This is a genomic window from Virgibacillus sp. NKC19-3 (assembly GCF_019837165.1).
Taxonomy (GTDB): Bacteria; Bacillota; Bacilli; order Bacillales; family Amphibacillaceae; genus Virgibacillus_L; species Virgibacillus_L saliphilus.
On record NZ_JAGYHC010000001.1, the window covers coordinates 289,573 to 305,245 of the forward strand.

17 protein-coding genes are annotated in these 15,673 nt (G+C 35.1%); 1 reads left to right on the forward strand and 16 read right to left on the reverse strand.

The annotated features are described in order from the left end of the window. Positions 1–31 precede the first annotated feature (31 nt). The 16 genes from KFZ56_RS01480 to KFZ56_RS01555 form a co-directional block, all read right to left on the reverse strand. Entirely contained in the window at positions 32–232 is a 201-nt protein-coding gene (locus KFZ56_RS01480; RefSeq protein ID WP_222639721.1) for a hypothetical protein, read from the reverse strand. A 568-nt stretch (positions 233–800) separates the two neighbouring features. Beyond that, positions 801–1,712: a conjugal transfer protein gene (locus tag KFZ56_RS01485; RefSeq protein WP_222639724.1), complete on the reverse strand. Its 912-nt coding sequence runs from the start codon at positions 1,710–1,712 to the stop codon at positions 801–803. A gap of 17 nt (positions 1,713–1,729) precedes the next feature. Then, positions 1,730–2,770: a bifunctional lytic transglycosylase/C40 family peptidase gene (locus tag KFZ56_RS01490; protein ID WP_222639727.1), complete on the reverse strand. Its 1,041-nt coding sequence runs from the start codon at positions 2,768–2,770 to the stop codon at positions 1,730–1,732. Then, the gene (locus KFZ56_RS01495) at positions 2,767–4,914 is read right to left on the reverse strand and encodes a CD3337/EF1877 family mobilome membrane protein (protein WP_375540687.1); all 2,148 of its coding nucleotides are present in this window, start codon (positions 4,912–4,914) and stop codon (positions 2,767–2,769) included. The genes KFZ56_RS01490 and KFZ56_RS01495 overlap by 4 nt, the downstream gene beginning before the upstream one ends. A gap of 32 nt (positions 4,915–4,946) precedes the next feature. Beyond that, positions 4,947–7,394, reverse strand: coding sequence for a conjugal transfer ATPase TcpF (gene tcpF, locus KFZ56_RS01500; protein ID WP_222639733.1), 2,448 nt, complete (start codon positions 7,392–7,394; stop codon positions 4,947–4,949). After that, on the reverse strand, positions 7,378–7,770 hold the full coding sequence (locus KFZ56_RS01505; RefSeq protein WP_222639736.1) for a conjugal transfer protein: 393 nt from the start codon (positions 7,768–7,770) through the stop codon (positions 7,378–7,380). Before KFZ56_RS01505 ends, tcpF begins: the two co-directional genes overlap by 17 nt. A 60-nt stretch (positions 7,771–7,830) precedes the next feature. Continuing rightward, positions 7,831–8,331 (reverse strand): antirestriction protein ArdA, encoded by a 501-nt coding sequence (locus KFZ56_RS01510; protein WP_222639739.1) that lies wholly within the window; start codon positions 8,329–8,331, stop codon positions 7,831–7,833. 165 nt (positions 8,332–8,496) lie between these two features. After that, on the reverse strand, positions 8,497–8,718 hold the full coding sequence (locus KFZ56_RS01515; RefSeq protein WP_222639742.1) for a hypothetical protein: 222 nt from the start codon (positions 8,716–8,718) through the stop codon (positions 8,497–8,499). 15 nt (positions 8,719–8,733) lie between these two features. Beyond that, positions 8,734–9,936, reverse strand: coding sequence for a MobT family relaxase (mobT, locus tag KFZ56_RS01520; protein ID WP_222639745.1), 1,203 nt, complete (start codon positions 9,934–9,936; stop codon positions 8,734–8,736). A gap of 239 nt (positions 9,937–10,175) precedes the next feature. Next, positions 10,176–10,574 (reverse strand): hypothetical protein, encoded by a 399-nt coding sequence (locus KFZ56_RS01525; RefSeq protein WP_222639747.1) that lies wholly within the window; start codon positions 10,572–10,574, stop codon positions 10,176–10,178. Between the two features lie 3 nt (positions 10,575–10,577). Further along, positions 10,578–11,939, reverse strand: a complete 1,362-nt coding sequence (locus tag KFZ56_RS01530) for an FtsK/SpoIIIE domain-containing protein (RefSeq protein ID WP_222639750.1) — start codon at positions 11,937–11,939, stop codon at positions 10,578–10,580. 47 nt (positions 11,940–11,986) lie between these two features. Next, positions 11,987–12,769 (reverse strand): Mom family adenine methylcarbamoylation protein, encoded by a 783-nt coding sequence (locus KFZ56_RS01535; RefSeq protein ID WP_222639753.1) that lies wholly within the window; start codon positions 12,767–12,769, stop codon positions 11,987–11,989. 10 nt (positions 12,770–12,779) lie between these two features. Then, the gene (locus KFZ56_RS01540) at positions 12,780–13,157 is read right to left on the reverse strand and encodes a YdcP family protein (RefSeq protein WP_222639756.1); all 378 of its coding nucleotides are present in this window, start codon (positions 13,155–13,157) and stop codon (positions 12,780–12,782) included. A 13-nt stretch (positions 13,158–13,170) separates the two neighbouring features. After that, on the reverse strand, positions 13,171–13,485 hold the full coding sequence (locus KFZ56_RS01545) for a YdcP family protein (RefSeq protein WP_222639759.1): 315 nt from the start codon (positions 13,483–13,485) through the stop codon (positions 13,171–13,173). Positions 13,486–13,592: 107 nt separating this feature from the next. Further along, positions 13,593–13,796 (reverse strand): hypothetical protein, encoded by a 204-nt coding sequence (locus KFZ56_RS01550; RefSeq protein ID WP_222639762.1) that lies wholly within the window; start codon positions 13,794–13,796, stop codon positions 13,593–13,595. Positions 13,797–13,949: 153 nt separating this feature from the next. After that, positions 13,950–14,507 carry an Ada metal-binding domain-containing protein gene (locus KFZ56_RS01555; protein ID WP_222639764.1) on the reverse strand — a complete coding sequence of 186 codons (558 nt, stop codon included), beginning with the start codon at positions 14,505–14,507 and terminating at the stop codon, positions 13,950–13,952. Between the two features lie 123 nt (positions 14,508–14,630). Between KFZ56_RS01555 and KFZ56_RS01560 the strand changes: the two genes are divergently transcribed. After that, positions 14,631–15,584 (forward strand): arsenic resistance protein, encoded by a 954-nt coding sequence (locus tag KFZ56_RS01560; RefSeq protein ID WP_222639766.1) that lies wholly within the window; start codon positions 14,631–14,633, stop codon positions 15,582–15,584. Positions 15,585–15,673: the final 89 nt, after the last annotated feature.

Below are 15,673 nucleotides of genomic sequence, written 5' to 3' on the forward strand. Positions count from 1 at the left end.
AATATTCTAGGAAGTTGTTTACAAATATAAGTTAATCCATTTTTAATTCACTTAAAGCCTTCATAAAATTCTTGTATGTGCTTTCTCCAAAACGATCTTTATTCATACCAAAAAACTGTCTAGTAGTTATTTCTCCTGCGTCAGCAAGTGAACACCTTTTAGCATTCATCATTAGCTGAATGTACGATTTAAAATATTCTTTACTCAATGTACCTCCATGATTAACAACCATAAAATATCCCTCTTTACTAAAGATTTATTCATACAACAAAACATATCAACTTATTTTGATGTATTGACAGTATATTATTATTAGATTAACTTGTAAACTGTTTTAACCAACAGTATTCTTTTATAGTTAATAAATTTATTGAATACAGATGTTTTATACAATGATTGTGAACTTTACAGGAATAGGCGAGTGTTTATCATCCAGACTAACTGAATTAGGATTGAAGCAAATTGATGTTTTTTAAGTAGATTACGCAATCTAACAGATAGTGATTTATCAAAAGTTATCGTATATCTAGACGCTCTATTATCTAATGAAAGGGAATGAAGCATTTCATTTAAAGTAATAAAATACTACTTTCTTATAGGTGAAAATTAGCATAAGTAATATGCTGTTTAACTTTCTTTTACAGTAAAATTATTGTAATGCACTTGATATTAAAAATATGAAATAAATTGCTTCATATCGAAGAAGGTAATAGCTTTTTGATTTCCATAAAACCATCACCAATTGTTCAATATTAATCGATAAATGGTGATGGCTTTACTATGAGGTTAAATAGTGCTGTTTATTCCACAATCAACCAGTTGGTATCTTTTTCTAAGGTCAATTCATATTGAGAAAGTTGCATTGCTTTTGTTCCCTGGTCTAAATATTTCACCGTAACCCATGCTTTAACCTGATTATCTTGTGCTTGATAAACCGGATTAATCAGCTCAGAAAATACATACTCTTTTTCGATGGGCGGTAATACGTTACCTTTTACATAATAAGCAAGCTCTTGTTCCGTAGCAGTTGGATATGAAGAGAAAAAGGTCTCTAAAAACTCATTGATTTCTTCTTCGGTAGCTGGTTCCACTGTTCCATCATTTTCTACTTGCTCTGGTGAATAATTAGACTTTTCTGGCTGGGTCCACATTGTTGGATTTTGGGTAATAACTAGATTCCCTTGTTCATCTTGATGAAGCAAGATACGATAGGTCGAGTTTGTGAATGTGGTTTCTTTTTCTTCTGTTATTTTTTGCCGCACAGAATATACAACCGAAAAAGTATTATCTTCTTCTTCAGAAACGGACCATATATTGATATTCTCAACAGTGGAATTGGTTGGAATATCATCTCGAATCGTATCCTCATTTAAAACATGCAATTCCTCTGTCAAATACCCATGAAGCTTGTCTTTTCGTTCTTCTAATTTCTCTGATTCATTTTCCCAAGTATAGTAATCTCGCACAAATTGTTTGGTGAAGTTTTCTATTGCATTCGTATCTATGATGCTTGTTTCTATCTTTTCCACTTCATGAATGGTGTGCTGATCGATGGCAGTAAAATTTTTATAGATTCCAAAAGTCAAGCTACTAACAAGTAGTACCCATAAAAAAATGACTGATTTTTTTCGTTTCCCTATGGTTTTTATCTTTCTCTCTGATTCTTTTTTTGGTTTTACCTCTTTATCTTTTTTATAAAAAGGAAGTTTCATGCTATCCTGTCCTTTCGTTAATTATTAATACGTCCAGCGCCAATTAGATGTTCTTGCCAATAATCTGTCGTTAAATCTGCATAACCAATTGGATCACCAGCTTGATACATCTGGTTATCGCCAACGTAGATTCCAACATGCGTCACATAATTTGCAGTAGAGTAAGTGGAATGGAAGAAAACTAAATCACCCGGCTCTGCTTCCGATAAAGAAATAGATTCTGTTACGTCATATTGTTCTTGTGCAGTCCGAGGAAGGTTAATTCCTGCTTTTTTATATACCCAACCCATCAAACCACTACAATCAAAAGAAGTATCTGGATTGTCTCCGCCAAAAACATATGGAAAACCTTCATATTTTAAGGCTTCCTCCATTACTACCTGAAAAGTTTCATCTCCAAAAGACGGCGTTTCATTTGATTCTTGAAGATATGGTTCTAATAAATCGACATAAAACATATTGCCAAATTGATAACGCCATCCTCCGTTTTTTTCCTCTGCAATTGGATTAGAATAGCTAACTTTCGTTCCTCCCGATTGCTCCTTAGCAAAACTTTCCGCTAATTCAAAACTATACGTATTACCATTATCTGCAACATAATCAATAAAACCGCCCCCATAGTTATATGCTTGGAGAACGGTTGAATCATCGACATCTTTTTCTTCTGCTGATTGCAATAGCTCCGCAAGGTATTTTGTTCCCTGTTCAATAGATGCTTCTGTATCTATCGAATTGGGAGATAATCCGAGTGATTCGCTACTCTGCATGACATCTTCGGCAGTACCACCACTCTCTACCGCAATAATAGCGAGCAAGACAGGAACATAATCACTGATATCATATTCCTCAGCGTATTTTTCTACCGTTTCTTGATGAGCCAATACGTCCTCTGTTAATTCGGTATTACTTAATTCCCCAGATGAACCAATCTCCGTAGAAGTATCAAAGTCTTCGTCTTCATCGGAAATAAATATAGCCACAAAAGCTAGTAAACCAAGGAAAGCCAATAAGCCTATTCCACCAACAATCAACATGATTTTCATTCGTAAAAAAATCATAAACGTTTCTTCCTAACCGTTTGTCTCTGACGTGGCGGTCTATGCTGCATTTTGGTTCGTTTTCTAGGGAGAACAGGGCGTTTTGTCACCTGTGGTTTTTCTTTTGATTTTTGTGGTTGCTTTGAAATTCGATTCGATCTTATATTTTTACTTTGATTTTCTTTGGTAGATGTTTTGTAAGGCTGATTCGCTTTTCTCTTTGGATTTCGTAACGTTTGAAGCGTTTCTTTTGGTATGGCTGTTTGTTTTCTCTTATGGATTTCAGGAATTTTTCCTTCATTTTCTTTCGTCCGTTGTTTCACTGTGTTTAAAGGAGAAGTAGGTTGCTTCGGTGTTGGATTCGTTGTATTAGAAGCTGTTCTTTTTTGCCTTTTATCCAAGGCTTGTCGTTTTTCAGCAATGGTTTGTCGATGCTTACTGCTACGTTTCGTATTTTCCCGCAGCCGATTTTCTTTAGCTTTGGAAAATCCCTTTTTAAAGTCTTTGCCTGGTCGTTTAAGGTTTTCCTTTCCTTGCGCTACAGCGTACTTCGCTGTTGTAGGTAGGTCCTTGACTTGTTGCTTACGGTGCTGGATATTCGCACGTACACGATTTTTGGTGTCTAATGCTTTACCAGTTGATTGACCGAGTTTTTGACTGATAGATTGAGATTCACTGTTTTTGCGACCATTCTTATTTGGGCGATTTGGAGAAAGCTTTTGAAACGAATTTCTAGGAGAAACAGAATTTTTACCCTTTCCAGCTTTTCCTAAAAGTGTTCCGACAGTCGCTCCGGCTGTTGCGCCTGTTAAAGTACGCCCGATAGAACGTTGTAATCTTCGGCTGCTGCGATGTGCCATTTGTTTTGGACGGCGCATAACATGACGTCCAACTTGTTGACTGTCACTGCTCTGTAATCGAAACATACTCATAATATCGCCAAGTTTCATATAGATTCCTGCGAAAGTCACGATTTGTAGAAAAGCAATCAAGAAAAATGGATAGTTGCTAGTCAAACTGTATAACATGGATGAAATACTAAAAGCAACGGTGATAACAAGCGTTATCCCTGCTCGTAACATAATCACATTAAACAACTTGATAATGGCTTGCTTTCCCATATTTTCAAAGCTAGGAATCATCGAGAGTAAAAAGCTGATGGGAAGAAAAATCGCAAATACAATAAAAAGCACTTGGGAGAAAATCATCATTCCAGATAATAAAAAGACGAAAATGGAAATTCCGATATTGAATAGAAATAAAAAGAAGACCATTCCTAAACGTGTGGTGGTCTTGGTAATTGTTAAATTTTTATTATCTTCATCTTCAATTTCCGCTTTCACTGCATTTTCTCTTGTTTTTCCATTTCTAGCATCTGGATCGATAGAAACTAAAGTATCTACACGTTCTTCACCAATGGCTTCCTTATCCGAATTATCAAATTGCAATAACATCCAAGGCTGCTCTATTTGAATTGAAAATAGGTTATTCCGTATCATATCAACACTATCTTTTCCCTGACTATTAGAGTTAGGCATCAACATTTTAGCTCCTAAATCAAGTGCAGCTTCACTAATATCAGCGGAAAAATCATTAATTTTCGTGATATACGTGGGTGCAAAAGCAATAAATGATGCGGATAAAATAAATACCACTACAAAGTTAATAACAGCTCGTATCGCTTTTGTTGTCTCTTGCTTTATCAACCCAGTATAAGCAACATAAATACCTATGATTAATACAAAGAGAAGCAGAAAGCCGACATAAAAGCCTTCTTCACCAAATCCTTCAGCAGTAATTCCAGCTAGAGTTTGCATGTTTTTACCGATAGCATTTGCTGTATCAGAAATAAAGTCTAAAGAATAAGCCTGCTGCACTAAATAACCGGTGGCATTAGATAAATACAAATTAATAATCCAAATAAAATTTGTAATTGTATATAAGCCATACATCACTTGCTTACCAATACCGTCATCCCAATTCCAAGGCAGCCAGTCCCAAGAGGAATCTACGAAAAAATCTAACTGGTAATGATCAAGTGGATAGAGGGAATAGAGATTGTCTTCTGATACCGTATCATCGACTAAACCTGCTGCATTTGTGACCGTTAAGAAAGATAAAAACAATAAAAAAATGACTGCACTAATCAGTACAGCCATGACCATTATTTTTTTCTTTTTTGATTTGTTCAAGTTTATCACTGCCTTTCTATGACAGGTGGGCGAGTGTCGAACGCTTCAAATAAATCTTCAAAGACAGGGTGAACTTGTATAATCCCAACCCTTCCATATAAATCTTGCATGAGGCATTGTCCATTTTCTAATTCCCGTAAACGTCTTTGATTTGCTTCATCTTCAGCATCTACTCCGAAAAAGTCTAACGTTTTCTTAATTTCATTGATATCCCGGGAACGAAAGGCAAATTTTACACCGATATTATTCTTTAACTTTTCGTCCGTTAAATCTCCTGCGTTCTGCGTTACGAAATAAACGCCAGCATTCATGGCACGACCTGCACGTACTAATTTGTTAGAAAGCGTTTTACCCTGTGCTACTTGTAAAAAGGACCAAGCTTCATCAAGGTCTACAATCTTAAAAATAGTGCGGTCAGAGTGAATAAAATCCAAGGCAAAAGTGGAAATGATAATGAGCATGGCGACACTCAATAGCTCCATTGTCGTATATTCTTCAAAGCTTGTTTCTGCGTCTGGAAGAACTAAATCTGCTACTTGGATAATATTTAATTGTTTTTCCAAGCTGATAGAATTTTGTACCGTTCCATCTGAAAACAGAAGATGGGCAAAATCATAATCGGTAAAGCTTTCAATATGATCTGCAATAGTCGAAGCTAACGGGTTAGGGTCACTTCGTAATTCATGAATAACAAGCATAAGTCCTCGTTCTTCCAGTTGACTAACGGATCGAATTGCTTTTCGTAAAACAGGGAACTTTTCACCATCCCGGCTAGATATACCTGTTAAGAAGGTAAGAATATCAATCGCCAGACTTTCTGAATCCTTTTTGTTTTTCATAATCACATAAGGGTCAAGCAGCCCTTTATTGGCTTCTTCACTTGTTAAATTAACGATATTAATTTCATCGGCGATATCCGGTAAACCTTCTTTCCATCCGCCACGTTCTGCCTTTGGATCAACCACTAATGCCTGGCCGCCAAAAAGGACTGCATAATAAACAAGAAGGTTATTCGAGAAGGACTTACCGCCACCAAGCGAACCTAAGAAGGCAGAAGCTAAAGCGTTGGTGACAGAGCCTTTTACACCTTGACTTGCAAGGCTTGGATTCAAATAAACATTTCTTCCAGTGTCTAAGTTATAACCAAAATAAATGCCTTCAGTTTCACCCAGCATTTGTGTTGCACCAAACCCAAGTCCAGCTAAAAAGTCAGAAGTTACATACTGCACATAATCATTAATATAACGCTTGCTGCCGGGAATAAATTCACCATGTAAACCTAACATATCCCCAAACGGGCGAACGAGTTTTACATTCAAGTCATCGTAAAAGTCTTTGACTTCATTACACCGCTGTTTCAATTCATCCAATGTAGATGCAGAAACCCGAATGGCATAGCTTAATTTATACATAGATTCCTTCGTTTGATCGAGGACATCTTCTAACTCATTCACTTGGTCTAAAGCTTCTACCACATTGTTTCCTGTTTCATTATTAGATTCCGTTGCATGATTATCTAAATCTTTTAATTCCTTTTTCTTATTACGAACGGTTGTAAGTGCTTTTTTATTCGTCATAATTTCGACGTGCATAGAGGTATCAATCGGAAAATCAAATTGTTGTTGCTGATAATAAAAGACTTCATCTGATGGAAACTCTAAATCGCCTACAATCGAATTAATGGTAAAGTAGGCTGCATAAGTTGTTGTTTCTTCATGTTCTAGTTTCAGATAACGTTGTTTTTCTGTAATTAAACAGCGAGTTGGTTTGATTAAATCAAATTGTTTTATCCATGTTTCCGTTTCGCCTTTTTCAATCGTAAGAGGATAGTTGTAATCATCAAAAGCAATTCCTGATTGTCCATGAAGATGTTCAATGATATAGCCCATATCATCTTTTGTTAGCGGTCGGACGTTAAATCGGTTAGAAATTTTATTTTGTAATAACTGTTCCATCTTTAAGAATCGAGCGACTTCACTATTTGGCATGGAAACAAAATCACCCATAAGATGATGATTGACATCACGCATGAAACTAGAAAGAGAATTTTTCATGGATTGTCCCATTGCTTTCATACTGACTTCTTCCTCATTCAACAATAGTTTAAAGCCGATAAAAAAACGATAATCTACCTGATGTTCGCCAATCATGGAGACAAGTGCTTCTGTTTGATCGTCAATTCGTTCATAAGCAACTTCTTTTAATCGTCCAGTGACCAGTTCTTTACTTTTTTCTTGTACAGAGCGAATACTGTTTTCTGTACTAATCTGCAATGCATGAATTTTCCCGTCTTGATTCTGTGCGACTAACTGTCGGAAATGTTCATGCACCTGTATTTTTTCATCTTCAGATAAAAAAGAATAATTATATGGCAGCAACTCAAAGTATGCAAAGCATTCTCCATCATGGTTAAAGACAAGATTGTTTTCAATATATTTAATCGGATAGCCCATACATTTCACCCTTTACCGCAGTTATCGTTTCATTCATGAGTTGCTTTTGAAGTTTGACGGCTTTTCCCCCATAGGTTACTTTGGGGCGGAAAAAGTAGGTAATAACTGATTTAAGAAAGCCATAAGGCTTTTTACCATCAAAACTTTTCTTACTCATGAACCATGTCAGTCCAACGGGAACACCGACATATTTTAACAACGCTCCATCAATCAAAGAGAGTGGTGGAAGATTTCCAAGTAATATGACTACCAATAGGGAAAGCACAAACCACGTCATTTGACTAAACGTGACTGGAAAAGGTAAGCGGAAATCATTAATGGCATATATCACTTTTTCAACTGACCAAATCCGAGTGTAGCTTTTTAATTTTTTCAAGAGAAATCATCCTTTCCTAGAAAGAAAGCAGCTTGTCCTAATAACAAGCTGCTGCACTGTTTATTGTGGATATTCAAATACACCATGTGAAGACACAAGAAAATTACCTTCCATTTCAAGATCACGTCCAAATGCTTGATAATCAATATAATTTTGTAGATTGACAGGAACTTCTCCAAGTGCGCCTGTTTCTTCAATTAAATATCTTGCAACATCTTCCATATCGTCACAGTCAGGATAATAAATAATATCATCCTGATGTTCCAATAATTCTTCTAAGTTACTAAACCAATATCCCTGAATTTCAGAAAGAGCATCATATAAAGGCGTTCCTTCAATTTCTTCCACCATAGCGCATAAACGATTGATTTCCTCGATTGGTGTATATTCTCCAATTTCAAAAGGAAGTTCAAAATCATGAATAGCGTATTCTTCATATTCATCATTTAAGCCAATGCGTTCCTTCACATTTTCCATATCAATAGGAGGGGAGAACCAAGCACCCACCCATTCTCCCTCCGTATATTTTCCAAGGTTCGCTATATAAACTTGCATTTCCATAAACCTTCACATCCTTTTATAAAAATAATTACAAAAAAGAGCACCTGCGTTTGTTTTACTGATACATGAAATAGGCTTGTTAATCCCTTCCGCACTACCGTTTGGATCACCATTTTTTTGCAGAACATAAGAAAAGCACTTATCTTCAACAAAAAAACGGTCCGATTAAGCCCCTATGATTCGGTTGAAGAGGTCTAACAACACATCTTTCACTCCATCAGCGTTAAACACTAATCCTACTGCGACTAAAGCAATAATGAGAAATCCAATTAGTTTGGAAAACTCCCGCTTAAATCCTAAATAAATCCCAATCACTACAATTGCCATTAACACAAGAGATTGTGCGTTATCTAAAAACCAGTTGTACAAATTCTGCCCGAAATTCATAAGCGTTTCTCCTTTCTATATTTCATCTTTTGAGGAGTGAATGACATCATCTGTATTTATTGCCTGCTGCATAAGCAACTTTTGATGACGGTCTGTTAATTTAGCCTGACTTAACATATCTTTAATGATTGTTGTTTGATTGATTTCATCGAGTTTTGTTGCTAATTTCCAAGTGGGGGCAACTTGACGAGCTAACCAACGCAATGTTTTATCGAACGTATACGGTTCAGGTTTTGTAGTTAATGATATTTTGCGATTTTCTCCCAAATCTAAAAAACGCTGCCATGCTGCATTTACTTTCCAACTGCTGCGACGTTTGTTTTCATCCTTATCTACAAAACGAATATAGCGATTGATTATCGAAAAAGCGGTTCGTCCTGCATCCTCATACGTCATTAAATCCACAATCGCATGATACGCACGATCATTTTTCAACCGAATTTCTAAGCGGTTTTTCGCATCCGTATCTTCCAATGATTCACCATATTTAACAAACTGCTCATAATCCTTCTCGTAAATGCAGAAGTAAACGTCACTTTTTAATGAGCCAATATAAAGTGTGTTTCCCATATCTGGTTTATCTTCTCCTTGCACTAAATCGCCAGAGCGATAACTCTTAAAGCTGCGAAATACAGAGATACATTCTTCCTGACGACATTTATCTGTAAGAAAGGGAATATCCAATATACCTGTTTTATCGTTTATCGCTAAGTCAATTCGTTTAAACACACCGCCTGTTTTAAAAACATGCATAAAGAAGTCATACCATGTTCGTTGTTGGGCTAATAGAAAATTTTCAAATTGTCGGCATCCGTTACCTTTCAATTCAAGCAAACAGCCTTTATCTTCATCCGGCGAAACCATGACCACCACATCTCCAAAAACGTATTGTTCGATATAAGAGTAAAAGGCATAGTCTTCATGCAGCATGTAGTCCATTTTTAATTGCATGATATCTTCAATCACATAAACAGGGTCAGTGGTTAAGAAGCGAATTCGCACATAATCAAATAAAATTTCAAGTGGTGCTTCTGGATTAAACTGTTCCAGAATATCAAACAACGTTGCTTTAAGCGTTTCTGTAGGATTCACTTTTCCTGTCTCGATTTCACTTATATATGGTCTTGAAATACCAGCATAAGTTGCGAGTTTATTTTGTGATATGCCGTACTCTAACCGTTTTTCTTTTAAAACCTGATACCAAGACAGTTGATTCATTTGCTTTCCTCCTAACGTAAAAAAGATGTCAACTAATGCTTAAAAGCTGACATCTTTCTAATGTGTTTCAAACCCTTGTACCATCAGGCGTTTATGGGTTGTTGAAACAGTTTCTAATTGTTTTTCTACCCCCCTGTTAGAAATGGGGGTTAATACTGGGCAGGGCAAGCCCTGCCCAGCAGAAACAGCACTTTGCGGTCTTGTCGCTTCGCTGACCGCAAAGCACTGTTTCTGCTGTTTTACTTGTTCATCCCAATATAAAGCATGACAATATCATTATCTGAATCCAGACAATATTTCAATGTTTGTTCTGGTATTTCACTTCCTTGAATATTCTCTTTCAAAAAGTCTTTTTCCATTACCTCAAAAACATAATCAATTCGGCAGTTACAGATGGAATACCTGTTTTCCAACCGAATATAAAATCTATCGGGCAAGGTACGTACACCATGTAATATTTCATGAAGGATTTTATCAACTCTTGAAGCAAATCTTTCCTTAGGATTAATACCAAAACCATCATGTCTAGGATTGGTTAATTTGTTAGAGTCGGAAACAAATTGATCATAATTCAAGCAAATACATTTGATGTGCTTGTTTGTGTCTATATGAACAGCTCCTATTTTTAGATTTTCCATTTATCATACCTTCTTTCTTGTAGATTCTTGTACTAATGAATCAATAGACTGTAAGAAATCATGTTCTTTTGGAACAAGGGGCGTGTAAAATTCAGAGATCACATTGTCACCTTTATCTACATATCCCCGACCTTTGATTTGTTTAAGGAAAAACTGTTTTTGTACGTCACTCCCGAACATCATTCCAAATCCCATTTCTGACATGCGACCTAAAGCAACTCGAAAATTAAATTGATCCCTGATTCCATCTCCAAGATATTTTGCGTCTGGACGTTGACAGGCTAAGACAAGGAAAAAGCCTGCTTGTCTGCCTAACATGACAATCTGTTTGAGCTTGCTTAAAACTGCTGTATTTTCTTTGGAAGTAAGCAGCTCCATAAATGCTACATACTCATCAAATATTAAAAAGTGTGGTGATAAACCTAAATAAGCATAATTTTCCCCGGTTTTATAACCTTCCATTTGTTTCATTTCTTCACTACGAGCCATCATGTCTTCATGAAATTGGTCAATACATGCCATTATATCTTCCTTCTTGTAATACACATCCGGCATGACGGTATTTAAATCGGCTAAATCAGCATTTTTGGGATCTAAAATATATAACTTTGCATTTGTTTTCAACAAAGCTTCAATGATAGTGAGAATAAAGTACGTTTTACCACCACCAGTTCCACCTGCGATTAGCATATGAGGAAGCTTATCATATTCCCAATACATGGATTTCATGAGCTTTAAGCTGCCATCTTGTGCAATGACTTCATCAATGGAAATTCGATTCGCTATCATATCGTAAAATAAAATATATTCTACATAGGAATCATGAAGCTCCTTCGATACCATTTCACAATACAATCCGGTTTCTAATTTTGTTTCCAAGTTTAATAAGGGTTCTTGAAATTTCCCAAGTGTAATTTCTACTTGAATATACAGTAATCCCTTCTCAAAACGATAATAGATTTTTGGAAAATGGCTGATTTTTTCTTTTGTGTTATCAGATGGAATATCCTTAAAGAAGCTTTCTTTGGTGACTTGTTTTGTTTCATACCAGCCATTTTCTAAAACCATTTTAGCGAGTTTTTGACGGTGGACAATTTGTTTAAATTGGTCATAGCGATAGCGGTAATACATAACGATACACCCAGCTGTTAACAAAAGACTGATGATTAAAGTTACCAGTCCATACATACTAATAAAATGCTCTTGAAATAGGTTAAGCTGCCATTCTGCCGAAAGTAAAAAAGACAGGTGAAAAGGTATAAAAAAGATAAGCCAAATTCCAATTATCCGTATAATGATAAATTGAACAACGAGGGATACGTCTTTTTCTTTAATTCGTTTTCCTCGTTTTTTGAAAGAAATCATAAAACCTCCTTTCCAAGATTCTTTTACAATGATGAATCTTTAAATCATTAATCGACATTTTGGACATTGTAAAAAGAAGCATGTTTATCAAAGGAAGGTTGACTTATCCTTTCATATTTCCGGTGTGCAATTCGTTTCTCAAAAACTAAATCTTTGTCTTTTGGATAGTTCCGTCGGTTATAGGGGTAAAATTTTAAAAGACGCTTTGCTTCTTTTGTCAGTGGATAGATATAGCGAAACATTCGTCCATTAATTTTCTCAATTCCTTTATATTCGCAAAAATCCTGTGTGAGCCAATGTTTTTTCGAGACATTTTCAAAAAGTGCATTTTCTTCTAATAAAGCTCTAGCGCTACGTGGATGTATCTTTTCATACGTCCGATTATCACGATAAACGCTGGTCTTGAAATATCCGCAATAAAAGAAGTTGGACGCTTGATAAACATAACCGCACTTGCCTTCAATACCGTCTGCCAAAGTATACAAATAAAGACAGTCGGTTTCTTCCTTTAACCACTTAATAAGTGTAGAAAGCGTTCGACTGCCAAAATAATTATTATGATTCATTTCTGGAAGAAAACACATTTTACCGATTTCCAAATAGTCATTTGTTTTCAAGTTAAAGTCAGGAAACAGTTTGCGGATTGTTTGTAAAGGCTGCGTACCCCAACCTAACTCAACGACACCTAATAATCTTCTTTCTGATTCTGAAAAAATCCCTAAGAAGTATTTACACAACTTAGGGATTATTTTTGAGTAATGATATTTCCGAATAAAATGAATAGCTTTCTCTTTTGGAACTTCTTTGATGATAAGCGGTGTTTTTACCATAAATCATTTCCTATTTTTCATCTTCCGCTGGCTCTTTTTTTGGCTTTTGGGGAGGCTTTTGTTGTCCTTTTAATACTAAATCCTCTGCCTTAATAAACCAATCCACATCCGCACCACGAAAAGTAGCATTTGCTACTGTATCAGCAACGGGATTAATCATTTCCACTTCTGCATTATAATCAAATTCCTTTAACGGAATAGAAGCAGGAATACTTACTTGAATCATCCTACCTTGTTCTCTGGATTTTAAATCATAAGTGCGTTCTTTAACTTCGGAAGATACTGTACCATCTTCATTTTGAAGAAAAACTTCACGTCGTAGTGCAGAAAACTTTAACAATCCAAACGTTTTTTCTTTATCAATAATAATGCCTTGCGCTAATCTCATTTGTAGTTCCTCCTTATGCTTTGACGATATCGTCAGCATGTAATTTATAATTTGTAAAGCCACGATCCCCGATTTTATAGCCCTCTGCGGTAATACGTGCATTGACTAATTTTACTTTTTCCTCATGTTCAAAGAATTTTTCCCCGGCTTCATTAGGAAGAATGACTTCAATGTCATCTGCCCGTTGCACGTCAGAATAGAGATTATAACTGCGAGATAGAGTTGTCATTCGTCCATTAATCCGGCGTTGTTCCACTTTACCTTCTCCGGCGTATTCTAAGTTTCCAAAAGTTTGTTCCATGTTCGGAATCACATATTTTAGTTCCATAATAGTTACCTCTTTTCTTATTTTTAATTTACTTACATTTATATATAGAAGAAACATGTTCAAAAGGGGGAGAACGAGAGTAAAACATTTGCATGATTAATCACTCCTTATGCATTTTGAAATCGGTAATCAACACGTCCATAAATCACACACCAAAAAACAACCATTGTCTCACCTTTTTTATCACGTACTAATTTTCCATGAAGAAAAAAAGGGTAATCTTCAATTTCAACTTCATTCAATACAAAATGGTCGTCAATCCATTCCATCACCTTATCTTTATAGATTTCCTGTTCATCCAAAGACACCATGGCTTTTTCTCCTTTACATCTTTTTTCCAAACAATCACAATTTAAAAACGCCATCTGTCGGTAAAATACCGTTCAAATGACGTTTTAGGTGTAGTTATTTGTTTTATCATAAAGGTTTATAATTCTATAAGGAAATATAGTCTGTTCTAATCATTATTGTTGTTTTTCCAATAATGAATTTCTATAATTAGTTGGCGAGACGCTCTGATATTTTTTAAACTTTACAGAGAATTGAGTACTGTCACTATACCCAATTTCTAAAGCAATATCTGTAATTGATAATTCTTTAAAGAAAAATAATCTTTTAGCTTCTTGTATTCTTAGTTGATGTATATAATTTAAGGGAGTTTTTCCCTTTATTTCTTTAAAACTACGTTGTATATAGTAGGGATTTTTATTCAAAATATTACCTAGCAATTTTAAAGTTATCTTTTCTTTATAGTGTTCTTGTATATATTTCAGTACATCTTTTGTGATTTCCTCTTTATATCCTTGCCAATCCATTTGATTCGTCTTACATCTGGTACAAGGTCTGAATCCTTCATTAATAGCTGAATTTAAATCATGATAGATAATGACATGTTTTGGGTTAGGAGTTCTAGCTGTACAAGAAGGACGACACACTGTTTTGGTTGTCGTTAAAGCATAATAAAACAAACCATCATATTTTTTATCGTTATTTTTGATTGCTTTCCATTGTTCCTTGTTCAATTCAATCTCTCCTTCTAAATTCGAAGTCAATATCTATAATGCTGTATTTTAAAAGTTCATGTACAGTTAAAACTAAAGGTCGGTTGTGCACATCTACCTCTATTATGTGAAGGAGGTTATTATATGAATTTTATTGAAAAATTTCAATCCATTGTGATTTTGATAGCAGTAGGAGTAGGACTATTTTTAGGACAGTTTAGTATTTTTGAAAAGAATGCAGAAACTTTTATTCTTCCATTTTTATTATTGATGCTTTATGGGTTATTTTTAACTATTCCATTACAAAACCTTAAAGCTGCTTTCAAAAACATAAAATTCTTAGGTACAAGTACTGTAATTAATTTTGTATGGACGCCAATCTTAGCATGGGGATTAGGAGCAATCTTTTTGTCCAATCATCCTGCTTTATGGCTCGGTTTTATTTTATTTCTTGTAACTCCATGTACAGATTGGTATTTAATCTTTACATCCATTGCGAAAGGGAATATGTCTCTTTCCACATCGGTATTACCAGTTAACTTAATTTTGCAAGTAATGTTGTTGCCGGTTTATTTGTTCATTTTTGCAGGGACAATGGAAACAGTTGGGTTATCTACTATAATAGAAAGTGTCATCTTTGTCTTATTTGTCCCATTTTTATTAGCCAATATAACACGTTATTTATTTAATAAAAAGAAAGCATTCTTAGAAAAGAAACTGATTCCTTTTTTTGCTTTCTCACAAATCGTATTCTTGTGTTTAGCTATTATAGCAATGTTCGCTTCGCAAGGCTATTATCTAATAAATAATTTAGGAGTGATCTTTTTAATCCTTCTTCCGCTTTTATTATTTTTCATAATAAACTTTATTGCTGCACAGACGGTGGGAAAAGTATTTAAGTTTAGCTATGAAGATACAGTAAGTTTAAACATGACCACCATTGCAAGAAATTCACCTGTTGCCTTAGCCATCGTAGTAACAGCTTTCCCTGACCAACCATTAATTGCTCTTGCTCTTATAATTGGTCCATTAATCGAATTACCTGTATTGGCGATAGTATCTCAAAGTTTATTGAGAATTAGAAAACTAGTAAAGTAAATATCCCTATTTAATTTAAAAATTCATCTTTCGTGGTTCTTTACTTTCTTGTTTTAATATTTCTCATCTTTCTATTTATGAACCAGCAT

Coding starts and splice junctions, on each gene's coding strand:
- KFZ56_RS01545 (WP_222639759.1), bottom strand. CDS start 13,485: ATGGAACTAAAATATGTGATTCCGAACATGGAACAAACTTTTGGAAAC.
- KFZ56_RS01550 (WP_222639762.1), bottom strand. CDS start 13,796: ATGGTGTCTTTGGATGAACAGGAAATCTATAAAGATAAGGTGATGGAA.
- KFZ56_RS01490 (WP_222639727.1), bottom strand. CDS start 2,770: ATGATTTTTTTACGAATGAAAATCATGTTGATTGTTGGTGGAATAGGC.
- KFZ56_RS01560 (WP_222639766.1), top strand. CDS start 14,631: ATGAATTTTATTGAAAAATTTCAATCCATTGTGATTTTGATAGCAGTA.
- mobT (WP_222639745.1), bottom strand. CDS start 9,936: ATGAATCAACTGTCTTGGTATCAGGTTTTAAAAGAAAAACGGTTAGAG.
- KFZ56_RS01530 (WP_222639750.1), bottom strand. CDS start 11,939: ATGATTTCTTTCAAAAAACGAGGAAAACGAATTAAAGAAAAAGACGTA.
- KFZ56_RS01495 (WP_375540687.1), bottom strand. CDS start 4,914: ATGGTCATGGCTGTACTGATTAGTGCAGTCATTTTTTTATTGTTTTTA.
- KFZ56_RS01525 (WP_222639747.1), bottom strand. CDS start 10,574: ATGGAAAATCTAAAAATAGGAGCTGTTCATATAGACACAAACAAGCAC.
- KFZ56_RS01510 (WP_222639739.1), bottom strand. CDS start 8,331: ATGGAAATGCAAGTTTATATAGCGAACCTTGGAAAATATACGGAGGGA.
- KFZ56_RS01515 (WP_222639742.1), bottom strand. CDS start 8,718: ATGAATTTCGGGCAGAATTTGTACAACTGGTTTTTAGATAACGCACAA.
- tcpF (WP_222639733.1), bottom strand. CDS start 7,394: ATGGGCTATCCGATTAAATATATTGAAAACAATCTTGTCTTTAACCAT.
- KFZ56_RS01485 (WP_222639724.1), bottom strand. CDS start 1,712: ATGAAACTTCCTTTTTATAAAAAAGATAAAGAGGTAAAACCAAAAAAA.
- KFZ56_RS01540 (WP_222639756.1), bottom strand. CDS start 13,157: ATGAGATTAGCGCAAGGCATTATTATTGATAAAGAAAAAACGTTTGGA.
- KFZ56_RS01535 (WP_222639753.1), bottom strand. CDS start 12,769: ATGGTAAAAACACCGCTTATCATCAAAGAAGTTCCAAAAGAGAAAGCT.
- KFZ56_RS01480 (WP_222639721.1), bottom strand. CDS start 232: ATGGTTGTTAATCATGGAGGTACATTGAGTAAAGAATATTTTAAATCG.